General features: G+C 72.4%; 19 protein-coding genes. 15 read left to right on the top strand and 4 right to left on the bottom strand.

The genetic code is table 11. The features are described from left to right. Window positions 1–21 precede the first annotated feature (21 nt). From ACIPYQ_RS39690 to ACIPYQ_RS39715, 6 genes are all read left to right on the top strand, one after another. Window positions 22–294, top strand: a complete 273-nt coding sequence (locus ACIPYQ_RS39690) for a hypothetical protein (RefSeq protein ID WP_401259401.1) — start codon at window positions 22–24, stop codon at window positions 292–294. Continuing rightward, window positions 294–1,007, top strand: coding sequence for a hypothetical protein (locus tag ACIPYQ_RS39695; protein ID WP_401259403.1), 714 nt, complete (start codon window positions 294–296; stop codon window positions 1,005–1,007). The genes ACIPYQ_RS39690 and ACIPYQ_RS39695 overlap by 1 nt, the downstream gene beginning before the upstream one ends. An 87-nt stretch (window positions 1,008–1,094) precedes the next feature. Next, the gene (locus tag ACIPYQ_RS39700) at window positions 1,095–1,685 is read left to right on the top strand and encodes a hypothetical protein (protein WP_401259404.1); all 591 of its coding nucleotides are present in this window, start codon (window positions 1,095–1,097) and stop codon (window positions 1,683–1,685) included. A 29-nt stretch (window positions 1,686–1,714) separates the two neighbouring features. Beyond that, window positions 1,715–2,137: an ATPase gene (locus ACIPYQ_RS39705; protein ID WP_401259406.1), complete on the top strand. Its 423-nt coding sequence runs from the start codon at window positions 1,715–1,717 to the stop codon at window positions 2,135–2,137. Window positions 2,138–2,421: 284 nt separating this feature from the next. Beyond that, window positions 2,422–2,589, top strand: coding sequence for a hypothetical protein (locus ACIPYQ_RS39710; protein WP_401259408.1), 168 nt, complete (start codon window positions 2,422–2,424; stop codon window positions 2,587–2,589). A gap of 2 nt (window positions 2,590–2,591) precedes the next feature. After that, window positions 2,592–3,653, top strand: coding sequence for a hypothetical protein (locus ACIPYQ_RS39715; protein WP_401259410.1), 1,062 nt, complete (start codon window positions 2,592–2,594; stop codon window positions 3,651–3,653). 176 nt (window positions 3,654–3,829) lie between these two features. Here ACIPYQ_RS39715 and ACIPYQ_RS39720 read toward each other — a convergent pair whose 3' ends face one another. The 4 genes from ACIPYQ_RS39720 to ACIPYQ_RS39735 form a co-directional block, all read right to left on the bottom strand. Then, a complete protein-coding gene (locus ACIPYQ_RS39720; RefSeq protein WP_401259412.1) occupies window positions 3,830–4,756 on the bottom strand; it encodes a hypothetical protein in 927 nt (308 codons plus the stop codon). Beyond that, entirely contained in the window at window positions 4,753–5,391 is a 639-nt protein-coding gene (locus ACIPYQ_RS39725) for a plasmid partition protein (protein WP_401259414.1), read from the bottom strand. Before ACIPYQ_RS39725 ends, ACIPYQ_RS39720 begins: the two co-directional genes overlap by 4 nt. A gap of 123 nt (window positions 5,392–5,514) precedes the next feature. Next, window positions 5,515–5,952, bottom strand: a complete 438-nt coding sequence (locus tag ACIPYQ_RS39730) for a hypothetical protein (protein ID WP_401259415.1) — start codon at window positions 5,950–5,952, stop codon at window positions 5,515–5,517. 156 nt (window positions 5,953–6,108) lie between these two features. Next, window positions 6,109–6,585: a hypothetical protein gene (locus ACIPYQ_RS39735; RefSeq protein WP_401259417.1), complete on the bottom strand. Its 477-nt coding sequence runs from the start codon at window positions 6,583–6,585 to the stop codon at window positions 6,109–6,111. A gap of 79 nt (window positions 6,586–6,664) precedes the next feature. On the opposite strand from ACIPYQ_RS39735, the gene ACIPYQ_RS39740 reads away from it, so the two are divergent. The 9 genes from ACIPYQ_RS39740 to ACIPYQ_RS39780 all read left to right on the top strand — a co-directional run bounded on the left by ACIPYQ_RS39740 (window position 6,665) and on the right by ACIPYQ_RS39780 (window position 17,676). Beyond that, entirely contained in the window at window positions 6,665–7,903 is a 1,239-nt protein-coding gene (locus tag ACIPYQ_RS39740) for a helix-turn-helix domain-containing protein (protein ID WP_401259418.1), read from the top strand. Beyond that, window positions 7,900–8,490 carry a flavoprotein gene (locus tag ACIPYQ_RS39745; protein WP_401259420.1) on the top strand — a complete coding sequence of 197 codons (591 nt, stop codon included), beginning with the start codon at window positions 7,900–7,902 and terminating at the stop codon, window positions 8,488–8,490. Before ACIPYQ_RS39740 ends, ACIPYQ_RS39745 begins: the two co-directional genes overlap by 4 nt. Window positions 8,491–8,637: 147 nt before the next feature. Then, a complete protein-coding gene (locus ACIPYQ_RS39750) occupies window positions 8,638–10,737 on the top strand; it encodes a hypothetical protein (RefSeq protein WP_401259422.1) in 2,100 nt (699 codons plus the stop codon). A 263-nt stretch (window positions 10,738–11,000) separates the two neighbouring features. After that, window positions 11,001–11,810 carry a hypothetical protein gene (locus tag ACIPYQ_RS39755; protein WP_401259424.1) on the top strand — a complete coding sequence of 270 codons (810 nt, stop codon included), beginning with the start codon at window positions 11,001–11,003 and terminating at the stop codon, window positions 11,808–11,810. Between the two features lie 20 nt (window positions 11,811–11,830). Further along, a complete protein-coding gene (locus ACIPYQ_RS39760; protein WP_257858458.1) occupies window positions 11,831–12,073 on the top strand; it encodes a hypothetical protein in 243 nt (80 codons plus the stop codon). A gap of 11 nt (window positions 12,074–12,084) precedes the next feature. Beyond that, the gene (locus ACIPYQ_RS39765; RefSeq protein ID WP_257858457.1) at window positions 12,085–12,642 is read left to right on the top strand and encodes a hypothetical protein; all 558 of its coding nucleotides are present in this window, start codon (window positions 12,085–12,087) and stop codon (window positions 12,640–12,642) included. Further along, complete coding sequence (locus ACIPYQ_RS39770) at window positions 12,639–15,167, top strand: ATP-binding protein (RefSeq protein WP_401259427.1); 2,529 nt, start codon at window positions 12,639–12,641, stop codon at window positions 15,165–15,167. The genes ACIPYQ_RS39765 and ACIPYQ_RS39770 overlap by 4 nt, the downstream gene beginning before the upstream one ends. Beyond that, window positions 15,164–15,685, top strand: a complete 522-nt coding sequence (locus ACIPYQ_RS39775; protein ID WP_401259429.1) for a hypothetical protein — start codon at window positions 15,164–15,166, stop codon at window positions 15,683–15,685. The genes ACIPYQ_RS39770 and ACIPYQ_RS39775 overlap by 4 nt, the downstream gene beginning before the upstream one ends. After that, on the top strand, window positions 15,682–17,676 hold the full coding sequence (locus ACIPYQ_RS39780; RefSeq protein WP_401259431.1) for a hypothetical protein: 1,995 nt from the start codon (window positions 15,682–15,684) through the stop codon (window positions 17,674–17,676). The genes ACIPYQ_RS39775 and ACIPYQ_RS39780 overlap by 4 nt, the downstream gene beginning before the upstream one ends. The last annotated feature ends 10 nt before the right edge of the window (window positions 17,677–17,686 follow it).

A 17,686-nucleotide genomic window follows, 5' to 3' on the forward strand; every position in this document is an offset into this window, starting at 1 on the left:
CCCGACCACCAGGAGCAACCCGTGAACCACGACCGCCACAACCTCCACCGCCTCCCTGACGGGGCCGCCCTGCCCTTGCCCGGCGACGCCACCGCCCTCGACGTCGCCGTGGTCATCCCGGTACTCGCCGCCCTCGGCCCCGAGCTGGCCACGCCGGACGCCCCCGCGCAACTGCGTCTCGCCCAGTACGCCCGCACCGCCGAACTCGGCCGCTGGATCGCCGCGGCCGCCGACGACCTCGCGGCCGGCCTGGCCGCTGAGATCGACCGCCAGCAGCTCGGCGGGCAGTCCTGATGACCACCACCGCCCGCACCGAACCGGCAGACGAGGAGCACCCCGTGACCGACGCCGCCCGCTGCACCGCCGCCCACCCCGAGGACCCCACAGCATGCGACGGCGGCCCCGCCGACGCGGTGCTGATCCTCGACCGCCAGGAGCACGGCGCCGACGGGTGCGAGCACCACGGCGCCCGCCTCCTCGCCTCCGTAGACGGCGGCCGCGCTGTGTCGGGCCCGACGTCGCCGGGCGCAGCGATCCGCGTCACGAAGGCCGCCGCCGACCTCGCGCCGTTCTGCTGGCACGAGGCCGCCCCCGGCCTCGAGGCCGCACAGCCCAGCCTCGCCGCCCTCGCACGGTGCGCGACCGTCCCGGACCCGGCCGTGCTGTACCGGCACGCGCCCGACCTCCTCATCGAGGCACACGAACTGCTGACCCTGTCCTCCCGGTTCCTGGGGCAGACCCTCGCCGGTGAGCAGAACGACCCCGAGGAGCTGCGCGCCTACCTCCTGCGCCGCGCCGTCCAGTCGGACCGGGTGGAGGTCGGCGGCATGTTCGGCGAGGCGGCGTCACGGGCGCAGGCCGAGGAGTCGTTCCGGCTCCTCGCCGACCTCGACAGGGCCCACCCCCACCTCACCCCGGCCGGGTTGACAGCCCCCGATGTCGAGGCGCCGTACGAGGAGCTGCGCGCGTACGTCCGCGAGTGCTACGCCGCCGCCCCCTGGACCTGATCCCGCCCCTGAACCCCGGACAGCACGGCGGGGCCGGCACCACCGCCGCCCCGCCGCTGACCCGCCCCGTGGAGGAGCACCCCCGTCATGAACCAGCACCCCGCCCGGCACGCCGAACCCGCCCCGGCCTACGCCACCCCGGCCCAGGCCGCGCCCCTCGTCCACCAGCCGCGCCCGTACGACGTCGCCGAGCACACGGTGCTGCTCCCCGCGCCGGCCGCCGAGCGCCGCGCCCTGGTCCAGCTCGACGACGGCTCATGGGTCGCCGCGTACGTACCGGCCGCGCCGCCCGTCATCGTCCCCGCGGCCCCCGAGGCCGCGCCCACCCGCCGCGGCCTGACCCCCTTCGAGCGGGCGGCCGTCACCGTCGTCGGGAGCATCTGCGCCCTGACCCTCTGCACCGGGGGAGCCCTCGCCATGGCCGGACCCGCCGCTCTCGCCGCCGCCGCCGAACTCGCGATCGGCGCGGCCGCGTTCCTCGGGACCGCCGCCGTCGGCTGGGTCGTCCTCCGGTTCACCGGCGCCCTGTCCCCCGCCTCCGGGGAGAAGGCCCCGGCCTCGCCCGCCCCGGCGCCCGTCACGGTCAACGTCACCGGGACCGGCGGGCAGGGCGGCCGGTGGGGCTCCCGTGGCGGCGCGGGCGTCCACATCGACCGCATCAACATCGGCCAGCGCTGACCGTCCCCGACCACGACCAGGAGCAGCAGATGACCAGCACCGACCAGACCACCGCCCCCGCCGTCACGATCACCTCGTTCGGGTACGGCCACCAGCCCGGCGGGCTCGCCCCAGCCGCGCACCTGACCCTCGACCTGCGGCAGCACTTTCGCGACCCGCACGTGGACCCCGCCATGCGGGAGATGACCGGCCGGGATCAGGAGGTGATCACGGCGGTGCTCAGCACCCCGGGGATCCCGGCCCTGATCGCCGCCACCGTCGCGGCCGCCCGGGCGTTCTGCAGCGGCCCCACGGCCGGCCCGCTGCACATCGCGGCTGGGTGCGTCGGAGGCCGGCACCGCTCGTACGTCGTGGCCTCCGCCCTCGGGACCCTGCTCGCCGACCTTGACCCCGCCGTCGTCCACTTCCACGCCGACCGACCCGTGATCAGCCGCCCCACACCCCAGAGCTGATCACCCACCAGCACGACCAGGCCCCCGGGGCCGCCCTCATCGAAGGGCGGCCCCGGGGGCCTTTTTGTGTTTCTGGAGCCGTCCGGCCTGACCGGCTTCACCCCTGGTCAAGGGCCTACATGAGGGAGCGGCAACGCCATTACGGCCGGCAACCCCGCGAAGTTTCCTGCACTTCGTGAGAGGCGTCGTGAGCCCCTTAGGTGCGGCACAGACCCGGCTCCACGCGGTCGGGCTGCGCTGCCGGGCACACCCGGCAGCAGGACCTCACGAAAGGGACCACGTACGTGAACACCGACCCCGGCGGAGGCGCCGGCCCGCGCCTGTCCGTGCTGCTCCTGGTGGCGGCCGCCGCCCTGGCAGCCGCGCAGAGCGAGGCGTGGGCGAGTGCGGTTGGAACTGCGGTCACCCTGTACTCCGTCCTGACCATCGGCAGCCAGGACCGGAGGAATTGACCATGGCACGCACTCAGCCGTCCGCCGCCCACCTCGCCCTCGTCGGAGCCATCGAGGGGCACGGGGAGACGGCCACTCCGACACAGATCGAACGGTGGCAACAACAGGGCTGGCTGCCCAAAGCTGCGGAGTGGTTCGAACCGGACTCCTCCACCATCCGGCCCGAGTGCCTGACCCGGGCCCTGTGGCTGGCGCACACCGCGCGCGCCGGCCGCAGTATCGGCTGGCTGGGCTGGGTCTTCTGGGCCATTGATGACACTCCGGATAGCGCCCGGAGGCTACGGGCCGTTCTGGTCGCCACTCTCAAACGGCCGTTGGCGCGGGCGGGTGTCGAGCAGCTGCCCATCGGTGATTCCAACCACGCTTTCCAGGCCCGCCAGGATGCGGCGGCCCGGATGATGGCGAACCGTCGCTCCCCGCGGCGCGACTTGGACGGGATCCTGCGCGACGGCGCGGCCGCCGCAGGCATCGAACTCCCCCGCTCGTCCGAGACCGCCGTCCCGAACATGTTCCACCGGGCCCTCATGGAACCCGGTGCCCGGCTGCTGCTCGGTGGAGCCGCCGACGTCGGCATCGAGGATCTGCTGGAGGCCTGGGAACAGGCCTGGCCGGACCACGCCGAGAAGATCGAGTACATCCGTGAGGCCCACCGGCAGGCTGAACTCGCCGGGACAGACCTGATGGCACAGTCACCCATGGCCGAGGGTATGGCCGGGATGGTGCACACCATTGAGTCGGCCGACGACAGGGAGCTGTGCGCGGCGGTACGCCGCTGCACGAAGGCCTCCGGCGTCCTCGGCGTGCTTATGCAGCGCGCGGTGCACGAGCCGGAGATCCTTGCCCGGCTGATGAGCGATGCGATGTGGGACCAGTGGGCACGCGTCGGCGGCATCGCACCGGACGGGGCAGTCGGCGCGGCCGCCGTAGCGATCAGCACGTTCCAGTACCTCGCGATGCCCGACTGGGCCGCAGACCTGGAACGCTACTTGACCCTCATGAACACCATGCTCGCCCCTCACCCAGAGCGGGCGGGCTCCCCCGGAGACGGGGATACGGAGGCCTGAGGCGGGCAACCACGACCAGGCCCCCGGTGCCGCCCCCATCAAGGGCGGCACCGGGGGCCTTTGCGTCTCCGGCGCGTGAGTCCCGCATGCGGGACAGATCGTTCGAATGAAATAGAACGGCGAGTCCCGCATGCGGGACTCGCCGTTCGAGAAGAACCGAGCAGGGCGGGTGCGCCCTATACGTCGGGCAGGTTGTCGACTACGACCGTCAGGTGGTCCCGCAGCCGGACCGCGAGGCGTTTCGCCTCCGTAAGGTCCGCCTCGGCTGCGGCGGCGTAGGCGGCCGCCAACCCGGCTGTCTTGCCCGCGAACGACTCGGCGGTGGCCACGTAGGCCGCAAACGCGGCCACCGGGCCGGTCGGCTTCACCTTGGCGGCCGCCTCGGCGGCGGCCTGCTGTACGGCGAGTTCGTGGATGCGCTTGCGGCGCTGCTCGGCGTCCAGCTCTTCCGCATCCTTGCGGGGGAATTGCTTGACGACGGCGGTGATGGTTTTGCCGCTGAGGGTGTCCCGCCCGGTCGCCTCGGCAACCGTCCGGTACGCGTCGGCGGCGGCGTCCGCCCCGTAGTCCTCGCGGATGGGGGTCAGGCTCTCGGCCGCGCGCTGGCTGATCACGTAGGACCGCACGTTGTCTGAGTCCCGCATGCGGGACAGATCGTTCGATTCCAGTTCGAGGCGCGGCGGCTCGGCCAGGAGTGCCGCGATGGTCGCCCCTGCGATCTGCCGGTACGCGTTGGACGTCGACATGTCCGCCACGTCCCGGATGAAGGCCTCGGCGGTGTCGTAGTCCCGCCTCCACAGCCGGCCCCGCAGCGAGATGTCCAGCGCGCTGGCCGCGACGAACCACGCGTCGCGGTACTGGGCGAAGGAGCGTCGGCACAGCTCCCAGGTCTCTTCTTCCTTGGCGGTGAGCGGTCCCTGGGCGTCGGGCGCGTCCACAGCGGCCGGCAGCTCTTCGAACCGGATCATCGGCTGAGCCCGGCCCTGGGCCACGTCCTCCTCGCGCAGCGCGACTTCGCCGCCGGTTGCCTCCAGCTCCTGCTGCTTGCGCCGCCGCTCCTGTCGCAGCGCCCGCAGCTCCTGGGGGGTGGGTCCCTTGCTCACTTGCTGATCAGCCCCCGCGTCTCCATCTCCGTCACCAGCTCATCGAAGTGCGAGCCGGGCGCCGAGATCGGCAGGCCCTCTCCGGTGCTCGCGTACTTCTGAACCGAGGGGATCATTGTCGTGAACACGTTCCACCCCTCCTCTTCCAGGCCCTTACGGATGTCCTTGGGGGCCGTGACGGTTCCGGGCTGCACACGGACCAGGAGGACCCACCGCTTCGGCTTGGGCGCGTCCGGGTTCCTCAGCTTGGCCCACGCCAAGTCCAGGAACCCGTCCATCGGGAGCTCTTCCATACGCTCGACGTCGCCGTTGGTCGCCGCGCACACGACGATGACCAGGTCCGAGACGCGCAGCACGGAGTACCCGATGCCGGCGTGGTTCTCCAGGTGGCCGCAGTCGACCGCGCCGATGTGTCCGTCCGGCAGCTTGCCCGGCGCCTGCTCGTGGAACCGGGTGTCCGCCAACTGCTGGACCTCGAACGGCTGGTCGGACGCCTCCCACCACCGGTGGAGCTGCTTCGACTCGTCCGCGTCGAACCCCGTGACGTCGTAGCCCCTGGCATGCAGGGCATGAAGCAACCACCAGATGACTGTGGTCTTGCCGGTGGACCGGGGTGAGACAGCACTAATGAACATGCCCGCACCCTACTGCGCGGCCCCTCGGCCCCGGCCGAGTCCCGCCGTGAGGGGTTGCCCACAGCACCGGACCGGCCCCCCACGCGGCGTACGAGGGTCGGCCCGGTGGGACCGGTCCGGCGGCTATCGCCGTGAGGCGGAGTGATGGGTGGAGCCGCCGTGCTCCCCGGTTTCCGGGTCGGCTGCCGTGACGGTCAGGGTGAGCTGGAATTCGCTGGTTCCTTCCCGCGGGCCGGGGACGCGCGCCCACGCCGCGGAGTGGATTTCCAATTCCGGAGCCTGCCGAGCGGCGGCGGCTGCCGCCTCCAGAGCGGCGGCGGGGGTATCACCGGTGCAGACCAGGGCGGCGAACGCGCTGATTGCGACGTCGGCTTGAACGGCATCACCGAGCGCGAAGGAGTGCACGGCCTTCCCGGCGTGGTGAAGCGTGTTGACCAGGTTCATGCCGAAGGAAGGGCCAGCCGGGGCGCGCAGGTCGAGCAGCGCGTCCGTGGTCGGCGTGGTGGCGGGGAGACCCGCGGGTCCCGAATCGCTGGCGGTGCGGGGCGTGGTGTTCGTCATGGCTCGGACGGTAGGGCCGAGGCTGCTCGGGGGTGGCACGCACAGTGCGTGCCTTGTGCGGGGCGGGTGCCGGGCATGGGGAGGCCCTCGGAGCCGGGCGGGGCTCCGAGGGCCGGGGAGTGCGCGGCCCCCAGGAGGGGGGAGGGCCGGCACGGGTCAATGGGCGCGGGCGTGCTCGATCCGGTCGGCCCTGTCGTGGCGTTCCGCGTCGGTGGCGAGGAGAGCGTCCCGCAGGGCCTCGGCGTCAACGTAGCGGGCCGAGCGTGCGGCGGGCCGGCTGAGCCAGGCAGCGGAAAGGGTTCCCGTCTCTCCGGCAGGGGTCAGCAGCCACGAGTGGCGGGGGAGGACGCGGACACCCCGTACGTGGGCGAGGGCCTCGGCGGTGCCGAGCGCCACGTACGTGATCAGCTCCTCGCGGTTGTAGTCCGCGATCACGGCGTAGCCCTCATCTGCGGGGAGCTCCATGGCATCGAGGGCTTCGAGGCCGCGCCGAAGGGGGGCCACGACCACGGCGTCCCACCCCACACCGCAGGGCTCCAGTACGGCGTGCCCGTGCCGCAGCCGTTCGAGATGCTCCAGCGGCGGGTCGAGACGGTCGGTCCATGTCGGGGTGCGGTCCGGGGAGTTGGCCATATCCGGACCGTAAGGGGAGTACAACAGCCGGTAGGCACGCACTGTGCGTGCCTTGTCCCAGGGTGTTGGAGCAGCGGAGATGGACAGCCGGCGGATCGGGCGGAACGTGGCCTACTGGCGCGAGCGACGCCGCCTCACACAGACCGCCTTCGGCGCCCTGATGGGCAAGTCGAAGCGCTGGGTCCAGGACCTGGAGTCCGGTGCGCGGCAGTCCGACCCGCGCCTGTCCGTCCTCGAGGATGCCGCCTGCGTCCTGTCCGTGGGCCTGGCGGAGTTGCTCGCCGAGGCCCCCGCCGCCGAGCTGGACGAGACCGAGATGGATCTCATCCGGGCCACCCTCCAACGGCATGACGTGATCACGGGCATGCCCGCCGACTCGGCGGAGCCCCTCGACGCCGAGACGCTGCGCCGGCGGGTCTTCTACGGCTGGCAGCGGTTCCAGTCCAGCGCGTTCGCGTCCCTCGGCCGCCTCGTCCCCGAGCTGCTGACCGACGCAACCCGAGCAGCCGCCCGTTACGACGGTGACGACCAGCTGACGGCGTACCGGTCGCTGTCGATGGCGCTCCAGCTCACCGAGGCACTCGCGATCAAGGCCGGGGCGCCCGATCTCGCATCCCTGGCCGGGCACCGGGCGGTGATCGCCGCCGAGCGTTCCGGCGATCCGGTCGTCATGGCGAGCGCGGCCCGGCACCTGGCCGACGCGATGACGGCCGACGGTCAGCCGCACGCGGCCGCGGAGTTCGCGGTCACCGCCGCGGACCGCCTTGGCGGCGACCTTGCACGACGGGGGCCGGCCGGCCTGAGCGTGCTCGGGATGCTCTACCTGAAGGCGGCCATGGCGCAGGCGACCGCCGCGGGCCTGGACGACCGCCGGGCCGTCTCCGCGGCCCGCGCCGTTCCCGGGCTCCTGGACGAAGCCGGCGAGCACGCCGTCCGGCTCGACGGGAACGAGACGAACCACGTGTTCACCGCGTTCGGGCCCACGAACGTCGAGCTGTACCGCGTGGCCGCCCACGTGAAGCTGTACGAGGGAGCGGCCGGCGTCGCCGTCGCCCAGGCGGTCACCGCCGAGGCCCGCGCCGCCCTGCCGCGCGAGCGCCGCGCCCACCTGCTGACCGACCTCGCCCACGCCCACATGCAGGCCGGCAGCCGCGAGCAGGCGGTGGACGCCCTCCTGGACGCAGAACGGGAGGCGGAGGAGGAAGTGCGAAGACGGCCCCGCACGCATCAACTGGTCGAGGACCTGCGCCTGCTGGGGGCCGGAACTGCCGAGGGGAGGTTGCGGGCGCTGGCCGAGCGCTGTGGACTGCCCGGGTGACCAAGACCCTGTACGTGATCTCCTGCGCCGCCCCGCCCGCCCGCTTCGTCACCATCGGCATTCGCGCCGCCCAGGACCGGGGCTGGGACGTCGCCCTCGTCCTGACTCCCGCTGCACACCGCTGGTCCGTCGAAGAAGCCGGCGGCGAACGCGAGCTTGAGGAGCTGCACGAGCTGACCGGACACCCGGTCCGCCACACCTACAAGCTGCCCTCGCAGAGCGACGTCCTGCCCCCGCCGGACGCCCTTCTCGTCGCCCCCGTCACCCTCAACACCACGACAAAGTGGGCGGCCGGCCACGCGGACACCCTCGCCCTCGGGCTGATCACCGAAGCTCTCGGGCTCCCGCTTCCCGTGGTCGCCCTGCCGTACATCAACTCCGCCCAAGCCCAGCACCCCGCCCTCGCCCCTGCCGTGGCCACCCTCCGCAAGGCCGGGGTCCGTTACCTCCTCGATGACGGCCAGGACGACGGAGGGTTTACCCCGCACGCCCCGAAGCACGGCCGGGTCGGGGCCTACCCGTGGGGCCTCGCCCTCGATGTCCTGGACGGCTTCACGGACGCTCCAGCACCGGAGCCCCGGGGATAGCCCGCACGCCGCCCGCATACCTCCACGGAGCCCTCCCGCGTCCCACGCAGGAGGGTTTCCGTCTGCCGGGTGCCTCGTTGGTCTGGGTGAGGGCTGGTGTGTCCTGATTCAGGAGTGTGTGGGTTGTACGGGGATCTGTGGGCGTGGGTGGCCGAGGAACCGGGGAAAGCGGCGGCGGCCGCCGTGATGATCGGCATTCCGGCGGCGGGCGCGCTGGCGCAGCAGCGGCAGAAGGACCGGGCCCGCTCTGGACGGCCTGACACATCGGCGCCGCGGCGGGCCGGGGACGCGGTGCTGGTGCGCTTTCTGGCCGGCCGAGACCTCAAGGCCGGTGACCCCTCCTCGTCGGCCAGCTGGTGGTGCGCGGGGGAGGAGGTGGTGCGCGACCGTACGGCCGCCGACCTCGCCGCTGGGGCCCCGGACGCGCCCGGGAAGGAGCAGCACACGGTGCTGCGCACGATCGCGGCCGGCGCCGGGCGGTGGTCCTGCTGGCCGGGCGTTGCCCGTGCATCGGTTCGGCTGGTCGTCCCCGCGGCCGTGGTGGCGGCCTGGAGCGGCTGGTGGTCGGTGGCGGCTGCCGGCACGGGTGTCGTGTCGGCCGCCGGGGTCGCGGCGGCGGTGACGGGCCCGGCGGTTCTGGGGTGGTGGCGCCCGCGGCCGGCCGGCGCGGATCTGGTCCACGGTCCGGGGATGTGGGCGGCCCTGCGTCCCGCGCTGGGGGTGGAGGAGTCGCAGCGCCGGGAGCGGTGGCTGGTGCTGTCCGATGATGTCTCGGTGCCCGGGGCCAGGGTGGTGCTGCGGCTGCCGGCGGGGTGGTCCGGGGGAGAGGCCGGGAAGCGGGCGATCACCGCCGCGGTGACCGATCGGCTGCCCGGTGAATGGTCGGAAAAGTGGCACCGGGCGGACTCCGCGCCTTTCGCTGAGTGGATCCGAAAGGAGCCCCCGCGGAAGACGCCGACGCTCCCGGAATCGGTCGCATGGAGGTCCAGTCGGGACCCGTACCAGGTGTATGTGGGTCAAGCCGTCCGGGGCTATGACCTGGAGGATGTGGTGATCCGTACCAAGTCCGCGACACCGCATTTCGGTGTGGGCGGCTTGACCGGATCGGGTAAATCCACGGTGCTCTACCTCGGAGTGGTACACGCTCGACAAAGTGGCGTTCTGGTCGACATCTTGGACACCAAGCAGAATTCCATGACGGAGGCCGAGGGAAAGAGCGGTGTCCGCGTCCACAAGACTCCCGCCGAATGCGTGGCGGCACTCGGTGAATACATCATGTCTATGATGGCCGCCGAAACCGCCCTCGGAAAGACCGGTGACCCTGCCCTCAGGGAAATGCTCGTGCCGCGGCTCCTTGTGGCGGACGAGTTGCCCACCTTTATGAAAATGGCCCTGATCTGGTGGAAATACCAACTCAGGGGACGAGGAATCCCGCCGTTCGCAGAATGGTTCTCCATCGGACTCCTGCAAGGGCGCTCGGCCGATCACCGGTTCGGAGTCGGAGCGCAGCAGTGGGCGAATGCCTACTTCGGTGGAACGATGGAGCGGGCGCAGATCGGATGGAAAGCGCAGCTCGGATTTTGTGACTCCCCGTCGTGGTCGGTGGCTTTCGGTGCCTCCACGCCCGTGGTGTCCCCGGATACCAAAGTTCCGGGGCGAGGCGTGTTTTCGGACGGTCTCATCAACCCGGAGACGAATGGCCTGTGGGTGCGGGAATTCCAGCCCTCTTACATTGTCCCGGAAGTCTCCGCCCGGCTTGATGCGATCCCGCCCGCGCCGGCGTGGTTCGACGCCGGCGAGCGGGCTCCGTGGATCACTGCCGAGACGCTGAAGACGGCCGAGTCGCTGGCCATCCCGGACTTCCTCGTCGGCGGCCGCTTCGGTCCTGCCCACCCCGTGATGGGAGGGGCTGTTACCCTCCGCCCGAACCTGACGGTGGGAGTGGTTCCTCCCAGGTCAGGGGCGGTAACAGGGGTTCCGGTAACGGCTGGGGTAACAGGCGGGGTAACCGGCGCAGGCGGGGCTGCCCCGCAGCCGGCGGTGGAGCTGTTCAGCCTCGCCGAGGCATGCGGGGCGGGGCTGCTGCCGTGGGACTACGCCACGGCCAAGGTCTACAAGGGGCGCAGCGCGAAAAAGGGTATCCAGTTCCCTTCCGGGATTCCTGACGGGCGCGTCACCTACTACACCCGGGACGAGATTGAGGGCTGGCTGCAACGCTGGCAGGCGGGCGCCCAGAGTCGCCCCTAACTCATTTTCGAAAAACCGTCCCGAGGTCTTATCGAAAGAGTGGAAAACCGTCAATGGTCGCATCTGGAGGGGGTTTAAGTCGTTGCGCGAGCATGTGGAACAGGAAAAAGAAGGAGACTCCGCAGCCACCTCCGACAAACCCGTGGGTATCCGTCGCTGAGTCTCAGAAGGAAACAGCAGCGCATTCGCAGGCAAAGAGCGCTGCGCCGCCGTGGGCCATCGTTCAGGAGCGGCCCGCCGGCCTCGCTCGCCTCGGCCCCCTCGTGTTCTGGGGCGCGGTCGCCCTGGTGGCCGTTGCCGCGGCCCGCAGCATTTTCGCCCCCCACGAGCCGGCCCCGCAGGCCGTACCCGTGCCCGGACTGACCGCGGCCGCCTACCCGGAGGATGCCGCCCGAGCGCTCGCCGTCCGGGCCGCCCGCGCCTATCTGACCTGGGACGAAGCCAAGCCGGCTGACCGGGCGCGGGAACTGTCGGCCGTCCTGGCGTCCGGGGTGGACCCACAGCTGGGGTGGGACAGGCGAGGAGCGCAGACGGCCGGCCTGATCGTCCCGGGCCCGGTTGTCGTGGGCAAGGATGGCCGCGCCCGGGTCCGTATCGACGCCCAGGTATCCCCGGGGGCGGGGCCGGCCCGGTGGGTGGCTCTGGACGTCCCCGTCGTGGCGGGCGGTGCGGGGCGGCTGGCGGTGAGCGGCCCGCCCGCACTCCTCGGCGTCCCCGACGGGCCCGCCTCCGGCCCACAACCCTCGACGCGAGGCGTTGACCTGGCGTTCTCCACGGCCACAAGGGGCGCAGTGGATGGCTTCTTCCGGGCCTGGGCGGCGGGTGGGGCCTCGCAGGCCGCAGCCCCCGGCACTGCCGTGCCGGCCTTGCCGGACGGGGTGGAGCTGCGGGCAGTGCAGGGGTGGGAGGCCGCGCCCGGCTCGGGAGCGGACCGGCACGGGGTGGCCCGGGTGGTGTGGGCGATCGGCGGGGGCGAGATCACGCAGGCGTATCGGGTGCAGCTCACGCGCGTGGAAAGTGCGCGCGCCGGCCGCTGGCAGGTCGCCGGTATCTCCGGCGATGACCTGACCTGACAAGAGAAGAGGAGAGGCGAGTGTCTGAGGAATTCGTGCTGGCAGTGGTGACCGGGGCTGGTCTGAAAAGCACTGTGCTGCCTATCTGTGCAGCAGTCCTGATGTGCAGTCTGGCAGTCAAAGCGGTGCGGCTTTCGTGGGATGACGACTTCAATAAGAAGCTCAGTTTCTTCGGCGGTGCAGCATTCTCCGCATTCTTCGTGATCATCCCGGAGACGTCGATGAAAGTTGTTGCTGATCTCGCCACGGCGGCTATGAGCTGATGCGTCAAGGAATGACGTACACCAGCTACTTCAATCGGCTGGAACCCAAACAGCATGAAATTTTCGGCGTCGACCTCGGGCAGGGAGTTTCCCGCCGGACCCTGCTACTCGGCGTGCTCGTATTCACCTCCTGGGACGGGCTGCTGTTCCTATCCATCGGGTTCCCGTCCGTTCAGTGGCTCACCCTCTACCTGCTCCCGCCCGTGATCGTCACGGTGCTGGGAGCGCAGCCGTCGAAGAGCTGCGACCGCCGCGCCGTGCTGGCGACGTGGGTCATCGGCGCGCACTACCAGGTCCACGGACACCGCCCGGTGATCTGCGGCGGCCGGGTGGTCGCGCACCGGTCGGAGTGGATTGCGCGCTCCGCCCGGTGGGAGCGCCACGCCCCGACCCTGACGCGGGCTTTCGGATCGCGGCTGGCTGGCCGGCTGGCAGGCGGGGCGGACACGGAGGCCGTCCCGCCGGCCGGCCCGGCGGTGGAGCTTGCGCACACGGTCCGCCTGTACGGGCCGGACCACATGGTGAAGATCGCCGCCGGGCGCGGCCGGAGGAAGGGGCGGAGCACGTGAGCGTGCTGGGGAAGATCACGACGTTGCTCGGGGTCGGCGGGGAGCGGTCCGCACCGCCGCCGCGGTACGAGGGGATCACGGACGGCCTGGTCCTCACCGACACCGACGTGTGGGCCTGGTGGACGTGCGAGACGTCCAACTCCGATCTGCTGGGCGAGGACGAGCGCGACGCCGAGCAGTCCCGCGCCGAGACCGCGCTCACGTCCGTGCTGGCCGGGATGGACGTGCACCTGCGGGTGCTGTGGTCGCCGTACTCGGCGGACGACTACCGCGCCGAGGCCGCCGAGATGTACCGGGCCGGGAACTGGGAGGAGTGGGCGGAGGACCGGGCCGCCCGCCTCGACCAGATCGCCCTGCCGATCCGTCACGTCCTGCTCGGTGTCCGCCTCGGCGGCCGCCAGCGCCCGGCCGGCCGCCGCATCACCGAGGCCGCCGGGGTCTCGCCTTCGGGGGTGCCCGCGCGGGAACTGGCGACCTGGCACGCCGCCGCGCGGCGCCTCGGCCGCCGGCTGGAGTCCTCGCCCTGGCGCTGCTCCGCCGCCACGGTGGAACTGCTCGCCTGGATGGTCACCCGGGAGCAGCACCGGGGCGTGCCGGCCCCGGTGGACGGCCGATCTCTGGTCACTGGCGCCGCGCTGGCCGCGCTGACCCGCGGCCGCGCTCTGCCCTACCCCGATCATCTGCGGATGGTCGACGCTGCCGGCGACGTGGCGGCGTGGGTGGCGGTGCTCCCGATGGTGGCTTTCCCGGAGCGGATGCTGAGTCCGGGGCCGGGGGAGTGGCTGCGCATCCTGGCGGAGGTCTCCTACCTGCCCCCCGACGACGAGGACCAGGACGACATGGTCGGCCGGCTGGCCCCGGTGAGCCCGGAGGCGTCCGTACGGCTGCGGGTCCTGCCCAAACGGCAGGCCATCGCGCGGACCGACGAGACCGCGAAGCTGGTGCGTGAACAGACACGTTCCGCCAGCACGCACGCCATCGGTGACCCCGGGCAGGTCATCACCGACGCGGGCGAGGCCATGGCGGAGCTGCGCGCCGATCTGGAGCGCGAGCACCTGTCCCTGGTCGAGGACCACCCCCGGCTGGTCGTCACCTCCACGGTCAGCCTGGAGGACCTGCGGGCCCGGGTGGACGCGGTGTCCGCCCACTATGCGGACCTGGGCATCACGGTGCAGGTCGGGGTGGACGAGCAGCGCGCCCTGTGGCTGGAGACCTGGCCGGGAGACCGGGTGCGGGTGCCCGACCTCGGACACGTTCGCGACACGGCCGCGATGGCGGGGGCCTGGTGGTGGGGCGGGGCCCGGGTCGGCGCCGACCACGGTCCCGTCATCGGCTACTTGACCGGCTCGACCCCGGGCGTGGTGCGCCTGCCACCGCTGGCAGACGGCCGCGACGCGACCACCGTCGCCTACATCGGCCGCTCCGGGAAGGGCAAAACCACCGCCGGCATGATGATGGCGCTGGAGGCCGCCCACGCCGGCGCGTGGGTGCTGGCCCTCGACTTCAAGGGCGACCTCGGCGGCCTTGCGGCCGCGGCTGACCGGTACGGCCTGCCGTCCCGGCTGGTGCAGATGAGCCGCGCGCATGCCGGGGCCGCCGACCTGATCCCGCTCCTGGCCGAGGCCGGCCGCGACGCCGCTCGCGCCGAAGTGCCCGCGCAGCTGTCGCTGGTGACCCCGGCACACCTGCGGGCAGCCGGCGCGGAGGTAGCTCTACAGGCCGCCACCAACGCCGTGATCAGCAGCTCCCCGAACCCCGCGACGTGGCAGGTCGTCCAGCACCTGCGCGACTCGACTGACCCCGTGGCCGTCGCGACAGGCGAAGCACTCTTCGAGCTGTCCCAGACCCCGCACGGGGCCCTGTTCATGGGGCGCCCGGAGCCCGGCGCCGTCCCACCGCTGAACACGCAGCCGGGCGTATGGGTGGTGCAACTCCCCGGCCTGTCCCTGCCCGGCCCCGGTGAGGAGCGGGAACGGTGGACATCCGTACAGGCCCTGTCCGTCGCGGTCATGCACTCGATCCTGGCCTACGGGGTCACCACCGCCGGCCGGCCCGACCTGCGCACCCTCGCAAAAGTGATCATGGTGCCCGAGGTGCACGTGCTCACCGGCACGGTCCAAGGCAGGCACTTCCTCGACTACATCGCCAGGGTCGGCCGCGCCCTCGGCGTCAGGTTCGGCCTCGACACACAGGACGCCACCGGGCTGCTGCTGCTCCCCGGCGTCATCGAGCAGCTAGCCATGGTCATTGGGTTCCAGCTCACCAGCGCGCCGCAACAGGACGCCCTCGCGGAGCTGCTGGGGCTACCGGTCTGCAAGGAGACCCGCGAACGGATCCGGTCCCTCGCCGACGGCGACGGAGACGAGACCCGGCACGGCCACTCGATCACCCGAGATCAGAGATTCGGCGCCGCAACAGTTCAGTGGGATGTGCCCACCGCCGAACTGCTCGACCTGCTCGACACATCCCCCCGCGCCGCCGAGGACACGGACGCCGAGGCTGCCCACGACGGAGTGCGCGTATGACCGCCCGACCCCGAACCGCCGCTCTCGGCCTGGTCCTGCTCGCCGCCCTGGCCGCCGGCTGCTCTGGCACCACCAGCGAGAAGAACACCGACCCGACGCCGGCCGCGGACCCGTCCGCCGTCGCAGCCGACCGCGCCCGCACCTACATGGGGGCGGTGGTCGCCGACGACTGGACCACGGCCTGCGACCTGATGGCGGCCGCCCGCCGCGCGGCATGCCACGACAGGCACCCCACCCCCGAGCCCCCGGACCCGTCCGGCCCGGCGATCGGCCCCGTCCTCCTGGACCGGCCGCCCACCCGCGTCCCGGCGACGTCCGACCACCCGGCGGGGTGGGGCGTGATCACCACCCACACCGTCACCTGGCCCGGCAAGCCGGCCCGGGCCAGCTACACGGCCCTGCGCATGACCGAGGCCGGCGGTACCTGGTGGGTGGAGCAGCGCGAGGACGTGGCCGACTCCGACCTGACGTACTCCGGGGACCCGGCCGCCTCCGCCCTGGGCCGGGTGGCCGGATGAGCCGGCGTATGCCGCGCGGCCGGACCCTCGCCCTCCCCGTCATGGCGGTGCTCACCACCCTCGCCGTCACGGCCGGGGCCGCGCACGCCGAGACCGTCGACCCGGACGGGGTGGGCGGGCTGCTCCCCGCCCCGGCCGCCCCCACGGGCGGCGGGACGATGTACGAGACCTATCCGCACCTGCTGACCTGGCGACTCGACAAGGATTACGGGCAGTTCGACTTCCTGGACCCCGCCCTGCACATGATCGCGGACGTCCTGCTCGTGGTGCTGGTCACCATCGGCTCCGCCGTCTCCACGCTGGCCGGCTGGACCTTCGGGATGACCGACCTGCCCGAGGTGCAGGGCCCGCTGACGCAGGCGATTAGCGGTAGCGCGGGCGCGGTGATGGTCGGACTGTTCCCTTCCGCCCTCGCGGTCGGCGGCTTGGTGGCGTTCCTGCGGGCGCAGCGCGGCGACGGGGGCGGGTTCACGGACTTGTCCTGGGTGCTGGTCTCCGCGGTGGCCGCGGCCACCCTGCTCACGACGCCCCAGGTATGGGTGGACGGGGTGAACTCCGGCCGCATGCTCGGCACCGAGGTGGCCATGTCCGCCACGGACGCCGGGATCGGCTCGGCCGGCGGCGGGATCGAGAAGACCCCGTTCGCCCTCGGGCACACGACGACGTACCCCGGGGACGCCTCGGACCGGGTGTCCCGCCGAGCCACTGACACCGTGTGGCGGGTCTATGTCGGCGTCCCCTGGTGCCTAGCCGAGTTTGGGTCCATGAAGCTCTGCCAGGAGCACGGGCGCAAGGTGCTCGACCTCGGCACGGACCTGGAGAAACGAAAGGAGTACCTGAGGGAGCACCTGGACGACGAGGACGTCGGGGCCGAGTCGCAGTCCTATCGGCAGGGGCACCGTCCCCTGGAGCGGGCCGGAGTCCTGGTCATCGCCGCCCCCGTCGCCCTCCTTTTCGGGCTGCTCTTGATCGTCCTGCTCTTCGGCAGCATCGCGGCGATGATGGCCGCGCTGTTCCTACTGGTCGTGGGGCCGCTGTTCGCGGCGCTGTGGGTGATCCCGGGCCGGCCCCGCCAGTGGGGCGTGCGGTGGGCGGACGCCCTTGTCGGCGTCGTCATGCAGTCCGCGATCACCACCCTGACCGCCGGCTCCGTGATGATCATTCAGATGGTCACCGCCCTCGCGATGCCGACGTACGGGTGGCTGGGATGCTCGGCCCTCTCCATCGCGGGCGCCATCAGCGCGTTCAAGTACCGGAGCATCCTGACCGGCATCGTCGGAGGTGCCGGCCCCGCGGGCGGAAGCGGTGCGGGCGCGCTGCTCGGCGCGCTGGCCACCCGCAGCCTCAGCCGTCAGGCCGGCCGCGTCCTGCGGACCCCGGGCCGCATCTCGCGCCGGCTCGGGGACGCGGTGGAACGCCGCCACCGGCCGCCCGTGCAGCCACGGCCCGGCCTGCCACGCCCGCCAGCTCCTCCGCCCCCGCCCCCGCCGGCAGGCGGCCGCCCGCCTCGCCCCGGCTCGGGTACGGGCCCCGGGCGCGGCACCGGACCGGGCGGCACCGGACCGGGCACCACCCTGGCCGCGGCCGGCCGCCGAACCGCCCGCACCACCGCGGCCGGGGCGCAGCGGGGCCAGGGACAGCAGACCCCGGTGCACTCGTCCACTACGCGGACCGTCCCCCCTCCGTCCGGACAGGGGCAGGGGCAGCAGACCCCCGTGCACTCCCCGACGGCCCGGACCATCCCCGCGCCGACCACCCCCGTCAGCCAGCAGCTGCCCGGCGGGCCCATGCGGATGTCGACCACGGCGAGGAGCACCCCCAATCGCACCCAGGCCGCCCGCAAGGCGACGCAGCCACCGGCACCCAGCAGCCGACGTGCTCAGCCCCCGCCGCCGCGCACCCCACGGCTGCGCACCGGCCGCCGCGTCCCCCCGCCCCCGTCACGCGGATGGACACAGCCGCCCCTGCCTCAACCGCCCCCGCACACCTGAAGGGAGGAGT

This window comes from Streptomyces sp. NPDC090045 (assembly GCF_044747975.1).
In the GTDB taxonomy this organism is placed as follows: Bacteria; Actinomycetota; Actinomycetes; order Streptomycetales; family Streptomycetaceae; genus Streptomyces.